We start from the raw sequence: 17,674 nt of genomic DNA on the forward strand, positions 1-17,674 counted from the left end.
TAAAATAAGACAGTTAAGCCTATAATAGTCAAAAATAATAACATTAGGATCTGTAATGCCAATATCGTTTAGCTCGTCAGGCCGTTCGCCAGATCAGCCATTAGGCCATTTTCGGTCTGAGCTGCCAGTTTCAGCGTTAGATATGCCAGTGACCGCACTGGCAGGTGTGGGATTAAAAGTTGCAGAACAGTTGGCACAATTGAATATTAAACGAATATTTGATTTATTGCTGCATTTACCACGTGATTATGAAGATCGTAGCCGACAGCTGTCCATAGCAGAGGTGGGGCATGGGCAGTCTGCGCTCATCACTGGGCGCGTGGTGCACGTCGATAGCAAGCGCAGCGGTATGACAGTCGTGGTAGATGATGATACGGGCACGATGTCTTTACGATTTTTTAAGGTTTATCGTGGTCTTGCACAAACCATGAGCTTAGGGACGCGGTTGCAAGTGTTTGGTGAAGTAAAGGTCAGCCGTTATGGCAAGCAGATACATCATCCTGAATATCAAATTATTAGCAGCAATGAAGCCATCGTCAATACGGGACTACAGCCTATTTATCCAAGCGTTAAAGGCTTGCACCAAAATAAGCTGCGTACCTTGATTAAGTTGGCATTACAGACGGTTCGCAGTCAAGGATTGCCGATGACGCTGTTTACCCCTACAGACTTTGCAGTCGTGGCTGACTTGCCATTAGCACCTTTTGAACCGACGAAGATAGTCGTAACAGAGACAGAATACCCAGAAGATATATTCTCGACACTGGCACGTAGTGTGCCAGATAATACGACTGGTAATAGTGTATATAAACCCAGCCCATCTACCTATAACGTTAATACTGAAATCCATAGCGTGGCTGCTAGCATTGCTCATAACAATGTCTATAACCTGACGATATTTGAAGCATTAGTACTGCTGCATACACCGCCCACTTATACCAACGCAGGTCAACAATATAAGTTATTGACCCAATTAAGTGCGCGCACTCATGCTGCCTGTCAGCGTTTAATCATTGAGGAACTGACGGCGCATCAGCTCAGTCTATTATATCGTCGCCAGCAGTTGCATCAATACAAAGCTCCCAAATGTACTACCCAAAGTCCGCTTACCGATAGGCTATTTGCGGCATTGCCGTTTGATTTAACGGATGCACAGCAACGAGTGATGAAAGACATCACGACTGATATGGCAACCTCTATCCCGATGCTGCGACTGGTACAAGGCGATGTGGGTGCGGGTAAAACCTTGGTTGCAGCAGGTGCAGCGGGTTATGCGCTCGATAGTGGTTGGCAAGTAGCGGTCATGGCGCCGACGGAAATCTTAGCAGAACAGCATTTGGTTAATTTCAAACAATGGTTTGAGCCGTTAGGTATCGGTGTTGGTTGGCTTGCTGGTAAGCAAACGGCCAAGCAGCGCCGCGAAGCATTGGAAGCAGTTGCAGAAAACACTGTGCAAATCGTGGTCGGTACTCATGCATTGTTTCAAGATCAAGTACAGTTTGCCAAGCTTGGATTAGTCATTATTGACGAGCAGCATCGATTTGGTGTTGAGCAGCGGATGGCATTGACTAATAAAGGGGTAGCCAATAGCACGCCGCATCAGCTGATTATGACTGCCACCCCGATTCCGCGTACGCTTGCGATGAGTGTTTACGGTGATATGGACACCTCGATTATTGATGAGCTGCCACCGGGACGCACCCCAATTACGACGGTGACCATTGATCGTAATCGACGCGATGAGGTGATAGAGCGTATTGCGGTTAATTGCGAAGCGGGTAGGCAAGCGTACTGGGTGTGCTCATTGGTTGAAGCCTCTAGCTTACTAGATGCGCAAGCAGCTGAAGCCACTTATGAAGATTTAAATGAGCGCTTGAATATTCGCATTGGATTGGTGCATGGCAAAATGAAGTCCGCTGATAAACAAGCCATTATGCAGGCATTCAAAGCTGGCAATTTGGATTTATTAATTGCCACAACGGTTATTGAAGTTGGGGTTGACGTACCTAATGCATCGTTAATGGTTATCGAAAATGCGGAGCGTTTGGGTCTGTCACAGCTGCATCAGTTGCGCGGGCGTGTCGGGCGCGGCTCAACCAAAAGTTACTGTGTGTTGTTGTATCAAAAACCGTTATCAGCAACAGGCACAGAGCGTTTGAACGTGCTACGTGATAGCACCGATGGTTTTGTCATCGCTCAAAAAGACTTAGAGCTGCGTGGACCGGGTGAGCTACTGGGTAAACGCCAAACGGGTAATGTGGGCTATTATTTGGCCGATCTCATTCGTGATGAGCAATTATTTGCCATTGCCCAGCGCTTGGCGAAGCACTTAATTGCAGACCCTGCGCGCAAAGCGGATGTCAGCCAGCTAATTCATCGCTGGATGCCGGAGGCGAGTCGTTATACCAATGCCTAGGGCGTGTCCTCAATTCAATCGAATGGGCTAAAAATGGCTAAATTTTGCCAAAAATCGTTAAATAGCTTATTAATATCTCGATATTATTTACGCTATTTTCTTTGTTTGACGGCAATTTATCTCATTTTTATCTCCATTTTTAAAATGAGGACATGCCCTAATCAAAGTGAGTCAGCTCTATGATTTGATGCAGTCTCTAAGCAATAAATTAATAGCAAACAAAAAAGAGGATAGCATTGGCTATCCTCTTACGTTTTTTTGCTACAGAGCCATTTTTTCGAAACAAAGCTATTTAGCTTTTTTCGCTTTTTTCAATGACTTCTTGAGATCTTTGAGGTCTTTCTTTTTCTGCTTAATTTTCGCTTTAGTGTCTTTAATTTCTTGCTTAAACTTCTTTACGTCTGATTTATTAGCCATGATTGGTTCCTTTATTAATTGAGTTATATTAATAATGACAAATTACCTCATAAATACAAGTCTAAACTGTAGGGAGTATGTATCGTTAATTTTTGTGAGGGATTACTCCAAGAATATTTGCCTTATCTCAACTTGTTCAATATGCCCGCACCGCACAGTTAATTACCTATTCATCGGGTGAATAAGTTTTAAGAAAGGAGGATTTTGGGTAAAAAATATTTAGGGACTGCACTGGGCATATGTTGTGGTCGTCTGTCTTTATTTATCGTTCACCTTATAACTTTGGTATTAATATCTTTATTAAGTTCAGTGTCTTACTATATCTAGATTACTATCAACAATTGACTATGTAGATACTTAACACAATTGACCCAATGACGAGATAGTCTACAATGTTAAAAGACCATTTTTGCTAAGATCGGCCTGCATCATTTTGTTTCCCTTATGCTTTTTACGGCGTTAGTACCGTGCTTATTTATAGAGACCGACTATGAGTGATTTTAAACACCCTGATGATAAGCAAGCACCGACTAGCGAGCAAGAAACCAATATTGAGTCATCTCAACACGTTGAGCTGCCCCCATATCGTCAATCTGATACTTTTTCTAAAAAAACCTCTTCAAAACTACCATTATGGCTGCTACCCATATTGGCAGCCGTGCTTGTCGCTGGCGTGCTACTTGGAAAGTATTGGGGCAACAATGACAGTGGAGTGGAAGACGAGTCGACAGCCTCCGCCGCTAATGGTGCGGTCAGCGATCAGGCAACTGATGGTAATGCGAGCACGGAGCAGTCTGTACTGTCAGTAGAAACCGTTAGCCCAAGCCAAGATGATATCGGTAGCACTCTCAGTGCTGATGGGACGATCAATGCTAAAGATATCGCCAATGTCAGTGCAAAAGTCAATGGTGTGGCCATCGAACGTATATTGGTCGAAGAGGGCGACCGCGTGAGAGCGGGGCAGGTGCTCGCCATATTTGATACCGATGCGATGGAGCAGCAAGTGCTGCAAGCTGAGGCAGATGTGGCAGAGGCAGAAGCCACACTTGCCAACGCCAGCGCCGATGCGGCCCGCGTATTGCCACTGATAGATATTGATGCCATTAGCAAACAAGAAGCCGATCGCTACCGTACCTCTGAGGTGCGTGCCCGCGCAGCATTGCAAGCGTCCAAAGCCCGTTTAAATACTCAGCGTTTGACCCTTGATAATGCCACAGTAGTCTCCCCTGTCAGTGGTATCATCAGTGAAAAAATGATCGAGGTTGGACAGGTTGCAGGTGGTGATCCATTATTTACGATTATCAAAGGTGGCATATTGGAGTGGCGAGCAGATATTGATCCTAAGCTTGTCGGCGATATCAACATTGGCACACCGGTACGAGTCGGGCTACCGGGCGATGATGTTGTGATGGGGCAGGTAAGCCGTATCGCACCGACGGCAGATAATAATCGCCAAATCACGATTTATGCGAGTCTCGCTGCTAATCCAAACATACGTGCTGGCATGTATCAGACGGGTGAGTTTTTGCTCGGCAGTACCAGCACGCAAACTATTCCTAATAGTGCTATCGTCAGCAATGATGGCTATGACTATGTGATGGTAGTAACTGATCTAACTACGACAGACGGTAAGTCGATGGGTCGTATCAAGCAACAACGAGTGACATTGGGCGAGCGACTTGGCGAAAATGTCGCCGTACTAGAGCCATTGCCGAATGACAGTCATATTGTGAAGCAAGGCGGTAGTTTCTTAAATGATGGAGATTTGGTGCGTATCGTTAATGGTGTGAGCCAAACGGCTACAGCAGCGCAGGCACAATCATGAGTCTAAATGTCTCTTCTTATTCGATAAAAAACCCGCTCGTTGCGATCTTGCTATTTGTGCTTCTGACATTAGGCGGCATCTATGGCTTTATGAAAATGAAGGTACAGCAGTTCCCGGATATCGACCTGCCCGCTGTGGTAGTAACGGTAACACTACCGGGTGCTGCGCCCTCGCAGCTCGAAAATGATATCGCCAAAAAGATTGAAAATAAATTGACCAGTATTGAGGGTGTGAGCCATATTCGTACTACGCTACAGACGGGTGCGGCGACGATTGCTACTGAGTTCAACTTAGAAAAAGATATTCAAGAAGCCGTTGACGATGTACGCTCGGCGGTCGGCGAGGTACGTGGCGATCTACCAGCCGCCGCTAATGATCCTATTATTACCAAGGTATCTACCGCAGGGTTTCCAGTCGTGACTTACTCTGTTGCAGCTCAAAATATGAGTGTGGAAGATCTATCGTGGTTTGTAGATGACACCGTTACCAAGCGACTATCTGATATACCGGGTGTTAGTACCGTTAGCCGTGTTGGCGGGCTTCAGCGTGAAATTACGGTTGCCGCTGACCCAATTGCGCTAAGTGGTCTAAAACTATCCATCTCCCAACTATCGCAACAAATCGCGGGCATCCAGCAAGACAGCTCTGGCGGAGAGGCAGAAGTAGGAAATACGACGCAGACTATCCGTGTACTTGGTGCCGTTGAGCGAGCCAATGAGCTTAACGACGTACAAGTCGCGGTTCCCACTGGCGGTACACAAGCGCTTGGACGGATGGCACAAATCACCGATGGCGCCGCTGACCCAAGCTCTATTGCTAAGCTTGATGGTGAAACGGTAGTAGCATTTAACATCACTCGCTCGCGCGGTGCTAGTGAGGTTGATGTCATGGCGCTTGTCGATGACGAGCTTGCCAAGCTGACTGCTGATGTGGGCAATATCAGCATCGAAAAGGTTTATGACAGAGCGACGCCCATTGCTGAGGATTATGAAGCCTCTCTACGGATGTTGATCGAAGGCGGTATTTTAGCTGTTATTGTCGTATTTCTATTCTTACGCAATATTCGGGCGACTATCGTTGCCGCTGTTGCTTTGCCTTTATCCGTGATTCCTACCTTTTTGGGCATGTATCTCTTTGGCTTTAGCCTCAATATTATCTCGCTACTGGCATTATCGTTGGTCATTGGCGTACTGGTCGATGATGCGATCGTTGAGGTCGAAAACATCATACGGCATTTACGTATGGGCAAGACCCCTTACGAAGCTGCGATGGAAGCGGCTGATGAGATTGGTCTGGCGGTGGTAGCTACGACCTTTACTTTGATTGCTGTGTTTTTGCCAACAGCCTTTATGGGTGGTATCGTTGGACAGTTTTTCCGTCAGTTTGGCTGGACGGCGGCGTTATCGATTTTTGCATCGCTCATGGTGGCGCGTTTGATCACACCGATGATGGCGGCCTACATATTGCGACCTGAGAAAAACCACGTCGAGAAGCAAAGCGCGATGATGGGGTATTATCTCAAAATTGTCTCATGGACATTACATCGTCGCTGGCTAACCATGGGTGCAACATTAATATTGTTTGTGGCCTCACTAGGGCTGGTCAAGCTACTGCCAACGGCATTTATCCCTGATAACGATATCGATCAAACTCGAGTGGCAATTGAGCTGACGCCCGATGTGTCGCTTGCAGATACAGAGCGGGTAGCGGCGCTTGCCAGTGAGCGTATTTTGGCCATGCCTGAGGTGACTAATATATTTACGTCTGTGGGAGAGGCACAGGCATCGATGGGTGCGTCGGATGGTGGTGGCGGTAAAGCTGAAAACATTGCGGGCTTGGATATCGTACTTGCCCCACGTGCAGAACGAGGCACCAAGCAAGAAATAGAACGTAAAATTAGTAAATTAATGACCGAAGTGCCAGGTGCTCGCTTTACGGTTGGGCTATCGAGTGGCGGAGAGAGTGGCTATAATTTTTCGTTAACCAGTACCAATCCTCAACTACTCGAACAGACTGCGCAAAAAATCATGACTGAGATACGCGGTCTGCCTAGTGCAGGCGCGGTGACCAGTGATCGCAGTTTGCCACGCCAAGAGCTCACCGTAACGCCAGATAGACTAGCGATGGCTGACAAAGGGGTGACGACGCAAGACATTGCGACCACGTTACGTGTGGCGACTGTTGGCGATTATGAGCAGCGCTTGTCTAAGCTCAATCTTGATACTCGTCAGATTCCTATCGTGGTGCGTCTACCAGATGTAGCCAAGCAAAACGTCAGTCAATTAGAAGGCTTATATGTGCCGAGTACCATGCCTGCAGAGCAAGGGGTACGGGTGGGCGAAGTCGCAGCGCTCGATTTTGGTACAGGGCCTGCGCAGATCAGCAGGCTAGATCGGGAGCGTGCGATTAGCATCACAGTGCAACCAGCAGATGGCGAGCTAGGCGATTTAGTACAAGCGGTCAAGTCAGTGCCAACCATGCAGCAATTGCCACCTTCGATTACCATTATTGATCAAGGTCAAGCTGAGAACATGGCCGATCTCTTTAGTGGGTTTATCATTGCGATGTCAGTGGGTGTGGTCTGTATCTTAGGCGTTCTTATTTTATTATTTGGCCGTTTATTACAGCCATTTACCATTTTGATGGCATTGCCTTTATCGATAGGCGGCGCGTTTGTGGGTCTGGTGATTACCAATAGTAGTCTGTCGATGCCTTCGATGATTGGTTTTATTATGCTCATGGGTATTGCGACCAAAAACTCGATCCTACTCGTTGATTATGCATTGATTGCTCAGCGTCGTGGGCTGGCGCGTTTTGAGGCCATTATGGATGCCTGTCGTAAGCGTGCGCGGCCTATCATCATGACCACTATTGCGATGGGTGCAGGGATGTTGCCACTAGTATTTGGTTGGGGCGATGCCGATCCTACGTTTAGGCGACCGATGGCAGCAGCGGTATTGGGTGGTCTAGTGACCTCAACGCTATTAAGTTTGGTGGTTATTCCAGTGGTCTATACCTTGATGGACGATGTGTCAGGATGGTTTGCCAAATGGCTGGTGCCAAGTGGCAAAGAGCAGGCAACAACGGACAGTAAAGCATGATTTAACGTTTTTATTTGACCACACACATGACATAGCGTTATCAGTGATAATGTTGTGTCTAAGACAGACAAGCCCATACTTATTGATTAAGTATGGGCTTGTTGTCATTATATAAGAACACAATATATAAGAGCACAATCACAAAGGATGTGGTTACCCCGTCATTTATTATTGCAAAGGAATGTCACTATGAATCAAATGTCCTTCTCGGCAGTCATACTGTCCTCTCGAACGTCTCTCCTAGCTTTGTGTATAAGCATGTTAGGTATCGCCAGCAGTTATGCGATGACTTACGATATAGACCCCACCCATACCAATGTACGCTTTGCTATTGATCATTTTAATACCTCTACCAACACAGGAGGCTTTTATAATTTAACGGGACAGCTAGATTATGACCCAGCGGCTAAGACTGGTAATATCTCGCTAGTCATTCCTCTGAACAGCTTAAATACAGGCAATACAGCATTTGATATCACACTAAAAAGCGCAGATTTTTTCGATATTGAGCAGTTTCCACTGGCTCAATTTGAGTCTACCAAGTGGTATTTTACGACTGATGGTAGTGGCTCAAATGTCAGTAAGGTTGATGGTATGTTGACACTACATGGCAAGACTAATCCCGTTACGCTGACGGCCACCAAGTTCAATTGCTACCTAAATCCGATCCTGAAAAAACCAGTTTGCGGTGGGGATTTTACAACGACCATTGATCGCACCAAATGGGGCATCAGCAAATATACATTATTGGGTATTACGGAAAAAGTTCAGCTGAACATTCAGATTGAAGCAGCCAAGCGATAGAGTTGGTGATTCGTCGCCTTATATCGCCTATGAGCGGCTAAAAAAATCCAAGACTTATTTGAGTCTTGGATTTTTTTATGGCGTCATCGTTCATCATACTGACATTTTCATACGTTTAGGTTGACTAGCAGATAGGGGTACTCTCTTATTCTATAGCCTATATATTAAAAGGCTTAAACGACTATTGTGTACACTTGTACACCTAGGTTAGAATGGAGCGCCACGCTTGATAAATAAAGTATGTATCAATCATATTTATTGCTAATTGATTGTCATGGTTGTCACCGTAATCGCTTGGGTTATGCAGATAATCAATCCACATGCCAATCATATTTATTACTATAAATACCACTTATTATCGAAAGTAATTGATAAGAGTTGCATCTTTATTATCACTCATTTCATCCAAAATCCCGACAATCACAAAGGAATGTTTAAAATGTCAGAAAATACAATCAAAAATAGTGAGTTAGAAGAAATGGGTATCACTATACAAGAGCAGCTCTTAGAGACTGGTATTCAAGATGAATATGCAGATAAGATAGCCGCCGATTATATAGAGAAGCTCGCTAACGCAAGGCATGATAAGGACAGTGTCTTATATAAATCGTTTGAGGTTAAAGAATATTATAGAAAGTCAGACCTGCATAAGTCTATCAATCGCATTATTAATCAACTTGAGCCTTTGAGAGTCGCTCTTGTATATGAGAAACTCGCATTAAAGCAAGCAGTAGCGGAAGGTAATGCGCAGGTAGCAGATGAAAGCATGAAAGTTGTGGCCAAAAAGAAGTTAGAAAGAAGTAAGCTTGAGCAAAAGCTTAACGTGCTTATCGGCAGTATAAACAAGCTGCAATTTGCCAGCTAATAAAACCAAAATAATCATAATAAATATCAGAAGGTGATTGGCTTTATAAGCCAATCATCTTTTTTATTTTAAGATGGTATAGCCATATTAGCCCCATATTAGCCATATTATATCTCACTTAGGTAGGCTGTCAGCCTTGCTTAGACTGCCATTTGTAGTATGTCATCTACTTCTTTTATATAAAAATAATCCTGAATCAACTATCCAATAAATTATTAACATGAATTATATTCATCTTATGTTTAAATAGTATCGTTTTTATTCATGTAATAGTTTAGGTATGATTTACCTCATACACAAATTTGGTTTTATCTCAAATAATGAGAGTAGATTAGGGTAGCGAATTATCATGAGTAAAGAATTTAGTTGTGCAATTAAGCGCATTCGTTTTGATGAAAACTATCATCCTGCAGATAGCACGCGTCTAACGACGAATTTTGCGAATTTGGCGCGTGGTGAGCATCGCCAAGAGAACTTACGCAAAACGTTAACAATGATAAACAATCGTTTTAACGCCTTGGCACATTGGGATAACCCAACCGCAGACCGTTATTCTGTTGAGGTTGATATTATTTCTGTCGACATGGATGTTGAAGGAAATGGCGATACCTTCCCTATCATCGAGATGCTAAAAACAACGATTGTTGATCATAAAGAGAATACCCGTATTGACGGTATGATTGGCAACAGTTTCTCCTCTTATGTGCGCGATTATGACTTTAGCGTCGTACTGTTAGACCATTTTGATAAAAATCCCTCATCGCCACCGCCAGTAGATTTTGGTGACTTACATGGCAAGCTGTTTCAATATTTATTGAACTCAGCCGCCTACCAAGCCAACTTCAATAAACAACCGGTGATTTGCCTCAGTGTATCCACCAGTAAAACCTATCAGCGTACGACCAATCAGCATCCTGTGTTGGGCGTTGAGTACAAACAAGATGACTATTCGTTAACCGACGACTATTTTCATAAAATGGGCTTAACCGTTCGCTACTTTATGCCTGCTGGTAGTGCTGCACCTTTAGCCTTTTATTTTGCGGGTAACTTGCTGAGTGATTACACCGATCTTGAGCTGATCAGTGCAATCAGTACGATGGAAACTTTCCAAAAAATCTACCGACCTGAAATTTACAATGCCAATTCGACAGCTGGGCAAGTGTATCAACCCAGTTTGAAGTACCAAGATTATTCACTGACACAAATTGTCTATGATCGTGCAGAACGCAGTCAGATGGCGGTAACGCAAGGTAAGTTTACTGAAGAGCAGTTTATTCAGCCCTACCAAGACATTCTTGAGGAATGGGCAGCAAGCTATGATGTTCAAAAACCTGCTACTAAAAAACGCGCTGCTTAAATTGACTAAAATTAATAGTAAATCCGATATAGACACAATATAGTGAGACTGGAATGAATGTTGTGCCGCCTCTGTCCGCGTAGACACAGCACGCAAGAAAAATTTATACCAGTCTCGCGTCAAAAATATAACGTATCTACTTTATTTAGTATTGACACTTCATATCGACCATAAAAAACCAAAATATAAAAGATAAATTACCATGAAACTATTATTACCGACGTCAACCGCTGGCAGCTTACCGAAACCTTCTTGGCTAGCAGAACCTGAGAAAATCTGGTCACCTTGGGCATTAGAAGGCGCGCAATTGATTGAAGCCAAACAAGATGCGCTACGTTTGACATTGCAAGAACAAGTACATGCAGGCATTGATATTGTCAGTGATGGCGAGCAGACCCGTCAGCATTTTGTGACCACATTTATTGAACATCTGGATGGCGTCGATTTTGAGAAGCGCGAGACCGTGCGCATTCGTAATCGCTATGATGCCAGTGTGCCGTCAGTCGTGGGTGCTGTCAGCCGTCAAAAGCCCGTATTTGTGGAAGACGCTAAGTTTTTGCGTCAACAAACCGATCAGCCAATCAAATGGGCACTGCCGGGGCCGATGACGATGATTGATACTTTGTATGATGGTCATTATAAAAGCCGTGAAAAATTGGCTTGGGAGTTTGCCAAAATTCTGAATCAAGAAGCCAGAGAGTTAGAAGCGGCTGGGGTGGATATTATCCAATTCGATGAACCGGCATTTAATGTGTTCTTTGATGACGTCAACGACTGGGGTATTGCTACTTTAGAGCGTGCCATTGAAGGTCTAAAGTGTGAAACGGCGGTGCATATCTGCTACGGCTATGGCATCAAAGCCAATACTGATTGGAAAAAGACACTGGGTTCAGAGTGGCGTCAATATGAGCAAGCCTTTCCTAAGTTACAGCAGTCGAATATTGATATTGTCTCTTTAGAGTGTCAAAACTCACATGTTCCCATGGATTTGATTGAACTCATTCGCGGTAAAAAAGTGATGATTGGCGCCATTGACGTGGCAACCAATACCATTGAGACTCCTGAAGAAGTGGCCAATACTTTACGCAAAGCACTTCAATTCGTCGATGCGGATAAGTTGTATCCTTCGACCAACTGCGGCATGGCACCGTTGTCTCGCCAAGTGGCACGAGGCAAGTTACAGGTTTTGAGTGCTGGCGCAGCAATCGTTCGTCAAGAGCTGACCGTTTAGTTTTATTAATGAGCCCTAGCTTGTTTGGGCTTATAAGTGACCTCAGTTATCAATGTACTTAAAGATTTAAAATTTAGGAGTTAAGTCATGATTGAAGCCACCGATTTTAGAGACGCCATGTCTTTGTTAACAACCGCGGTCAATATTATTACCACAGAAGGCAGCGCTGGTGTCCACGGATTTACCGCCTCTGCGGTGTGTAGCGTCACCGATACACCGCCAACCTTACTGGTTTGCATGAATCAGACGTCCCGCTCACATGGCCATTTTGTTGAGAATAAAACCTTAAGTGTTAATGTGTTGGGCGCACAGCACGAGCCAATATCCAATGCTTTTGCCTCCAAATTGAGTTCGCAAGAGCGATTTGAATATGGCTCTTGGTCACAGCTTAAAACTGGCGCTCCCGTTTTAGAAGATGCGTTGGTCAGTTTTGATTGTGAAATTCAGGACATTCAGCAAGTGGGCACACATAGCGTCTTCATGTGCCGAGTGGTCGCCATCAGACAAAGTGAGCAAGAGGAAAGTTTGGTGTATTTTAATCGTGCCTATTCTCGGGTTGGTCAAGTGGATCAAGTAGAAATCGCTTAAGTTGGCTTTTTAACTGACTGATTGTCACTTAACTAAAATAACCATCGTACTAACTCTAAATAAGAAGTAAATATCCTGTGGAACTAATCATTTTTTTAATCATAGGCGCGCTAGCAGGATTTGCTGCGGGGCTATTTGGTGTGGGTGGTGGCACAATTATTGTGCCATTATTATTTATCGTTTTTACGCAGATGGGTTACAGTCCTGACAATATCATGCACTTAGCATTAGGTACGTCATTGGCGACCATCATTGTCACCTCTATAAGCTCGTTAATGGCACATAATAAGAAAGGCGCAGTCATGTGGCCTGTCTTTAAAAATCTGACGCCAGGCATGGCGATTGGTTGCTTCTTTGGGGCGGGGATTGCAGGCGCGATCTCAGGCGGTCATCTACAAATTATCGTGGGTACGTTTTTGCTGTGGGTCGCCTTTAACATGTTTACTGGCGGCAAAAAGCGGATAGATGGTACAGCAAATGATGCCAGTACTACCCAAACAGCATTGCCGTCAACGCCTAAGCAATTGGCAGCAGGTGGGGTTATCGGTATCGCTTCTGCCATTTTCGGCATTGGTGGTGGCAGCTTAACCGTCCCTTATCTTACGCGCTATGGTGTAGTCATGCAAAAAGCGGTTGGCACGTCCGCTGCTTGTGGTCTGCCGATTGCTATTGCTGGAGCATTAGGCTTTATGTTCTTTGGGATGCAGCAACAAGTTGATGCACCCAATACCATTGGCTTTGTCCACATTTATGCCTTTCTAGGGATTAGTATCATGAGCTTTTTCACCGCAAAGCTAGGTGCAAAAGTCGCCCATATACTATCACCAGAGCTTTTAAAGAAATGCTTTGCGGTGTTATTAACGGTTGTGGGGTTTTACTTTCTTTATAAAGGGCTAATGTAAGTATTTATATTGATGCATTTCAGGTGCAAAGTTCACAAACGGAATTGTATTGCTTAGTGCCGAAAATCATACCTAACTTAGCAGTCTAATATAAGTGGTTCCATGATAAAGGTCTATTTTAAGTGGTCTGTTAATAGGTTTATAGGGTAAAATAACTGGTTCCCTTGAGGTATAGCCAAAAAGACACATCGTGTTCATTGATTATTAAAGAGCTAAATCAATATTCACAGGTTTTCATTTAACCCAAAATCAGCCAATGTTTTTGAATTATTATTAAGAACAACTTTTACAAATTCAGGATCAATCTTTAAAAACAAATCAAGAGCATCTTTTATTTTCCAATAATTATCTTCAGGTTTCTTAATAATAATTTCCAGATGCTCCTTCAATAGAGGTATATATTCATAAAATCTTTTACGAAGGATTAGATAAAATACTCTACTAATCTCAAATGATTGTAAGTTAGAATCTTTAATAATCTTGGATATGGGTTCGAATATCTCTTGTCTTGCTTTAGCCCCTTGTCCTAAGTCTGATAAGCTAGCCCAGTAACTGATAATGCTATCCAGTACATGTTTATATGTATCATCATAACCGTGCAAGCGATGTTGGATCATTCCTTGTAAACGATTATTCATTAAAAGACTTCTAAGAGTATCGAATCCTTCTCTAACACCCCAAGATGTTAATAACCTGGAGACATCAAATAAAAGAGATTCATCATCGACCTCTAGTAGTGCTATCAATTTCTTAAGACGCTCTATGGGTACATCTTCTAAATCTATTTCGTCTGGTATTTCAGTATAATCCACGTTGTCTGGAATACTGTACAGTAGAGTATCTATCTCGCTTTTATTCATTTTATGACCTTGCAATTAGCTTGTGTATTTTGATGATTTTTTACCATAACGTCCTTTTTTAGAGTATGTTCGACTCCTGTATAGCGCATCGATCACGATTTAATACTATTTTCGGGCTTGTAAAGCTTATTAGTCAATATAAGGTTAATTAAATAAATGGCTCATTTGGATATACATGCTAAAGCAGAGATTGGTAAATCCTTAGCAGGGTTCACACTAGGTGAAAAATTGGAAAGCTTTCTTCATTTTATCGATAAGACAGTTGATGGAAATGTTAAGGAATGGACGGTTGATTTAGCCTTAGACAATACAGGCGTCTTACTTTTTGAGATACCAAATAATAACGGGTATATAATATATTTTTCAGAACCTAAACTAGAATTAGGCTTTACTGAAAAAGGAACTCTATGCGATATTAGCGCTGGCGCTGGTTATAAAGGTGATATTTTTGAAGGTAACATTAAAATTGGTAGCCGTATTGGAGATATAGATCATGCCTTAGTTTTGGACGATGCTGAAGATATACATTATCTTGCTGATAACGAAGGACAGATGATTGAAGGGATATACTTTGTAGCCGGTGGCTTAGAGCTTGAAGAAGATCCCGACTCCATCATAGAAGAAGTTGGGATTTATAATTACAACTTAACTTAATATAGTAACTATTCTGGTCTCGATACCATCTTATTCAAGTAACCTTGCATCGCCCAACAAGTACACTGTGAAGTACACTACAATAGTATAAATAATCAAAACCATTGATGCCATTAGCATATAGCTTAATATTCAAGTCCTCACTAGGGTACCAAACCAATGAAAGCACTTGGTTAGCTCGTCAAAGGTATTATTTAGAGATAAGTTTTAACATTAAAATAAGGATTAAGTTTATGTCTCAATTCATAGATACAGGTAGTAGGCTACTAAATACTCATAATATAACTAATATTATATTTCTAGACGAAGCTAAAAGAATTATATTTGAGACTGAAGATATGATGTTTAGTATTACAGAAGATTTTATAAAGAGAGAAGATTACGAAAGGGCATGTAATAACCTAAGAATTAATCTAAATACTATCGTTATTTAAGTTAGGCTAGCAGGTATTTACCATCACATTGGTTGTTTGAACACGTTCAATATCTGTATAAGTAACCGAAAATATTCCCATAATAGTGTCAATTCACTACCTTTTTACTATCTGAAATGGGCGGTAGATAACCCCAAAAATACTTGATTATTCCCATAACGGATCTTATGTTAAATAGATTTGGAAGTTAGTATATAAGTGATTAATATTTTTATATTTCGTTATTCATAAAAAAATCCTTCGCTATCTTATTAGTACCAGATGGCGAAGGATTCGGTATAACAAGCAAGTAATTGATAATAATTATTGTCAGTAAGTACTTTATTACTCGTAGAAAATTATATTAAAATCAATTACTTGGACTACTCAACAGTCACTGATTTTGCGAGGTTACGTGGCTGATCGACATCAGTACCGCGCATTACTGCGACATGATAAGACAGCAGCTGTACTGGCACACTATAGACGATAGGGGCAAGCGTCTCACAAACATCCGGCACATAGACCACGTGCAATCTGTCTTCTGCGACCATTTGACTAGATTCGCTTGCAAAAACAAACAGCTCACCATGACGCGCGTGTACCTCTTGCATATTAGCCTTAAGCTTATCGAACATGCTGTCTTTTGGTGCTAGTACAACGATGGGCATGTCTTTATCAACCAATGCCAATGGTCCATGTTTAAGCTCACCTGCTGCATAACCTTCGGCGTGAATGTAAGAAATCTCTTTTAGTTTCAGTGCACCTTCCAAGGCAATAGGGAACTGCAAACCACGACCTAAGAACAAGCAGCTCTTTTTATACTCAAAATGCTCACTCATGGCTTTGATAGGTGCATCGAGGTTTAAGCTGGCATATAGTTGACCACGTAGCTCTTGTAACTGACCAAGCAAGGTACTCAAATTTTCGCCAGTCATGCGCTCCTGAACGACACCCACTTTTAAGACCAATAGCATTAAAGCGGCAAGCTGAGTGGTGAATGCTTTGGTAGAAGCAACGCCAATCTCTGGACCGGCAAGCGTTGGTAAAAATATATCCGTCTCACGTACCAAAGATGATGTTGGTACATTACATAGTGCTAAGCTGACTAGACCTGCTGGTGTGCTCTTTTGAATATCACGTAGCGCCGATAATGTATCTGCCGTTTCGCCAGATTGAGAAATACAAATGACGAGTGTGTTATCGACGACGACAGGATTGCGATAGCGGAATTCACTAGCGACTTCAACTGAACAAGGCACACGAATAAGGCTCTCAAACCAATATTTTGCGACCAAGCCTGAGTGGTAACTGGTACCACAAGCGATAACTTGGACGTGCTTAACGCCTTTTAATTGCGCTTCGTGACGCTGTAAAAAATCATCGCGTAGTTTAGACGGCTCATCGCTATCTACAGCCATCTCAACAGTACGGGCGACCGCGTCTGGCTGTTCATAGATTTCTTTGAGCATATAATGCTTAAATTCACCTTTATCCGCATTATGTTGGGCCGCGTCAATTTCATGTATCTGACGTTTTACTTCGACACCATCGGCATAAACCTGAATGCTACTACGCGTCAATTTGGCAATATCGCCTTCTTCTAGATACATAAAGCGATTGGTGACCGGCAGGAGGGCTAGTTGATCAGAAGCAATAAAGTTCTCACCGATACCCACTCCAATCACCAATGGAGAGCCTAAACGAACAGTAATTAGCTCTTCTGGGCAGTCGATATGCAGAATACCCAGGGCAAAGGCGCCATGTAATAAAGGAATAACAGCACGAACGGCTTCTAGTAAATCAGGCGTTGTTTTGTAGATATCATTAATTAAATGAGCGACGACCTCAGTATCGGTTTGCGAAGTAAATACGTAACCTTTAGCAATCAATGCTTCTTTTAACTCGGCATAGTTTTCAACGATACCGTTATGTACCACAGCAATCTTGCCTGAGACATGCGGATGGGCGTTACGCTGAGCCGGCTCGCCATGCGTTGCCCAACGTGTATGCGCAATACCAATATGACCATCGAAAAATTCAGGATTGACTGCCACAGCATCGACCAACGCTTGCACTTTACCCACTTGGCGCTCGCGATGAAGTTCGCCATCACGAATGACGGTCAGACCGGCAGAATCATAACCGCGGTATTCTAAACGTTTAAGACCCTCAAGTAAGATATTGGCGATATTACGCTCAGCGACTGCTCCAACGATTCCACACATAACTATTCCTTAA

The 17,674-nt window shown here is 43.1% G+C and carries 13 protein-coding genes; 10 read left to right on the forward strand and 3 right to left on the reverse strand.

Annotation, left to right across the window (positions count from 1 at the left end):
- Positions 1-55 precede the first annotated feature (55 nt).
- Positions 56-2,416, forward strand: a complete 2,361-nt coding sequence (gene recG / locus JFC10_RS09155; RefSeq protein WP_265089985.1) for an ATP-dependent DNA helicase RecG — start codon at positions 56-58, stop codon at positions 2,414-2,416.
- A 288-nt stretch (positions 2,417-2,704) separates the two neighbouring features.
- Here recG and JFC10_RS15035 read toward each other — a convergent pair whose 3' ends face one another.
- Entirely contained in the window at positions 2,705-2,833 is a 129-nt protein-coding gene (locus tag JFC10_RS15035) for a hypothetical protein (RefSeq protein WP_264298246.1), read from the reverse strand.
- 490 nt (positions 2,834-3,323) lie between these two features.
- Here JFC10_RS15035 and JFC10_RS09160 point away from each other — a divergent pair, with 490 nt between their 5' ends.
- The 8 genes from JFC10_RS09160 to JFC10_RS09195 all read left to right on the forward strand — a co-directional run bounded on the left by JFC10_RS09160 (position 3,324) and on the right by JFC10_RS09195 (position 13,506).
- Positions 3,324-4,658 (forward strand): efflux RND transporter periplasmic adaptor subunit, encoded by a 1,335-nt coding sequence (locus JFC10_RS09160; RefSeq protein ID WP_198332585.1) that lies wholly within the window; start codon positions 3,324-3,326, stop codon positions 4,656-4,658.
- Complete coding sequence (locus tag JFC10_RS09165; protein ID WP_198332586.1) at positions 4,655-7,759, forward strand: efflux RND transporter permease subunit; 3,105 nt, start codon at positions 4,655-4,657, stop codon at positions 7,757-7,759. The genes JFC10_RS09160 and JFC10_RS09165 overlap by 4 nt, the downstream gene beginning before the upstream one ends.
- Before the next feature lie 189 nt (positions 7,760-7,948).
- On the forward strand, positions 7,949-8,563 hold the full coding sequence (locus JFC10_RS09170; RefSeq protein WP_198332587.1) for a YceI family protein: 615 nt from the start codon (positions 7,949-7,951) through the stop codon (positions 8,561-8,563).
- A gap of 439 nt (positions 8,564-9,002) precedes the next feature.
- On the forward strand, positions 9,003-9,428 hold the full coding sequence (locus tag JFC10_RS09175; RefSeq protein ID WP_198332588.1) for a hypothetical protein: 426 nt from the start codon (positions 9,003-9,005) through the stop codon (positions 9,426-9,428).
- A gap of 349 nt (positions 9,429-9,777) precedes the next feature.
- Positions 9,778-10,785, forward strand: a complete 1,008-nt coding sequence (locus JFC10_RS09180; RefSeq protein ID WP_198332589.1) for a DUF1852 domain-containing protein — start codon at positions 9,778-9,780, stop codon at positions 10,783-10,785.
- Between the two features lie 202 nt (positions 10,786-10,987).
- Positions 10,988-12,016 carry a methionine synthase gene (locus tag JFC10_RS09185; RefSeq protein WP_198332590.1) on the forward strand — a complete coding sequence of 343 codons (1,029 nt, stop codon included), beginning with the start codon at positions 10,988-10,990 and terminating at the stop codon, positions 12,014-12,016.
- Between the two features lie 87 nt (positions 12,017-12,103).
- On the forward strand, positions 12,104-12,604 hold the full coding sequence (locus JFC10_RS09190) for a flavin reductase (protein WP_198332591.1): 501 nt from the start codon (positions 12,104-12,106) through the stop codon (positions 12,602-12,604).
- Between the two features lie 77 nt (positions 12,605-12,681).
- Positions 12,682-13,506 (forward strand): sulfite exporter TauE/SafE family protein, encoded by an 825-nt coding sequence (locus tag JFC10_RS09195; protein WP_198332592.1) that lies wholly within the window; start codon positions 12,682-12,684, stop codon positions 13,504-13,506.
- 224 nt (positions 13,507-13,730) lie between these two features.
- Here JFC10_RS09195 and JFC10_RS09200 read toward each other — a convergent pair whose 3' ends face one another.
- A complete protein-coding gene (locus JFC10_RS09200; RefSeq protein ID WP_198332593.1) occupies positions 13,731-14,366 on the reverse strand; it encodes a hypothetical protein in 636 nt (211 codons plus the stop codon).
- A 156-nt stretch (positions 14,367-14,522) separates the two neighbouring features.
- Here JFC10_RS09200 and JFC10_RS09205 point away from each other — a divergent pair, with 156 nt between their 5' ends.
- Entirely contained in the window at positions 14,523-15,020 is a 498-nt protein-coding gene (locus tag JFC10_RS09205) for a hypothetical protein (protein ID WP_198332594.1), read from the forward strand.
- Between the two features lie 796 nt (positions 15,021-15,816).
- Here JFC10_RS09205 and glmS read toward each other — a convergent pair.
- Positions 15,817-17,661, reverse strand: coding sequence for a glutamine--fructose-6-phosphate transaminase (isomerizing) (gene glmS / locus JFC10_RS09210; protein WP_198332595.1), 1,845 nt, complete (start codon positions 17,659-17,661; stop codon positions 15,817-15,819).
- Positions 17,662-17,674 lie beyond the last annotated feature (13 nt).

This window comes from Psychrobacter aquimaris, assembly GCF_016107525.1.
Taxonomy (GTDB): Bacteria; Pseudomonadota; Gammaproteobacteria; order Pseudomonadales; family Moraxellaceae; genus Psychrobacter; species Psychrobacter aquimaris.

Excerpts from the sequence above, each read along its gene's own strand:
- JFC10_RS09180 (WP_198332589.1), top strand. The coding sequence starts at position 9,778 with ATGAGTAAAGAATTTAGTTGTGCAATTAAGCGCATTCGTTTTGATGAA.
- JFC10_RS09170 (WP_198332587.1), top strand. The coding sequence starts at position 7,949 with ATGAATCAAATGTCCTTCTCGGCAGTCATACTGTCCTCTCGAACGTCT.
- JFC10_RS09165 (WP_198332586.1), top strand. The coding sequence starts at position 4,655 with ATGAGTCTAAATGTCTCTTCTTATTCGATAAAAAACCCGCTCGTTGCG.
- JFC10_RS09175 (WP_198332588.1), top strand. The coding sequence starts at position 9,003 with ATGTCAGAAAATACAATCAAAAATAGTGAGTTAGAAGAAATGGGTATC.
- JFC10_RS09160 (WP_198332585.1), top strand. The coding sequence starts at position 3,324 with ATGAGTGATTTTAAACACCCTGATGATAAGCAAGCACCGACTAGCGAG.
- JFC10_RS15035 (WP_264298246.1), bottom strand. The coding sequence starts at position 2,833 with ATGGCTAATAAATCAGACGTAAAGAAGTTTAAGCAAGAAATTAAAGAC.
- JFC10_RS09190 (WP_198332591.1), top strand. The coding sequence starts at position 12,104 with ATGATTGAAGCCACCGATTTTAGAGACGCCATGTCTTTGTTAACAACC.
- JFC10_RS09185 (WP_198332590.1), top strand. The coding sequence starts at position 10,988 with ATGAAACTATTATTACCGACGTCAACCGCTGGCAGCTTACCGAAACCT.
- glmS (WP_198332595.1), bottom strand. The coding sequence starts at position 17,661 with ATGTGTGGAATCGTTGGAGCAGTCGCTGAGCGTAATATCGCCAATATC.
- JFC10_RS09205 (WP_198332594.1), top strand. The coding sequence starts at position 14,523 with ATGGCTCATTTGGATATACATGCTAAAGCAGAGATTGGTAAATCCTTA.
- recG (WP_265089985.1), top strand. The coding sequence starts at position 56 with ATGCCAATATCGTTTAGCTCGTCAGGCCGTTCGCCAGATCAGCCATTA.
- JFC10_RS09200 (WP_198332593.1), bottom strand. The coding sequence starts at position 14,366 with ATGAATAAAAGCGAGATAGATACTCTACTGTACAGTATTCCAGACAAC.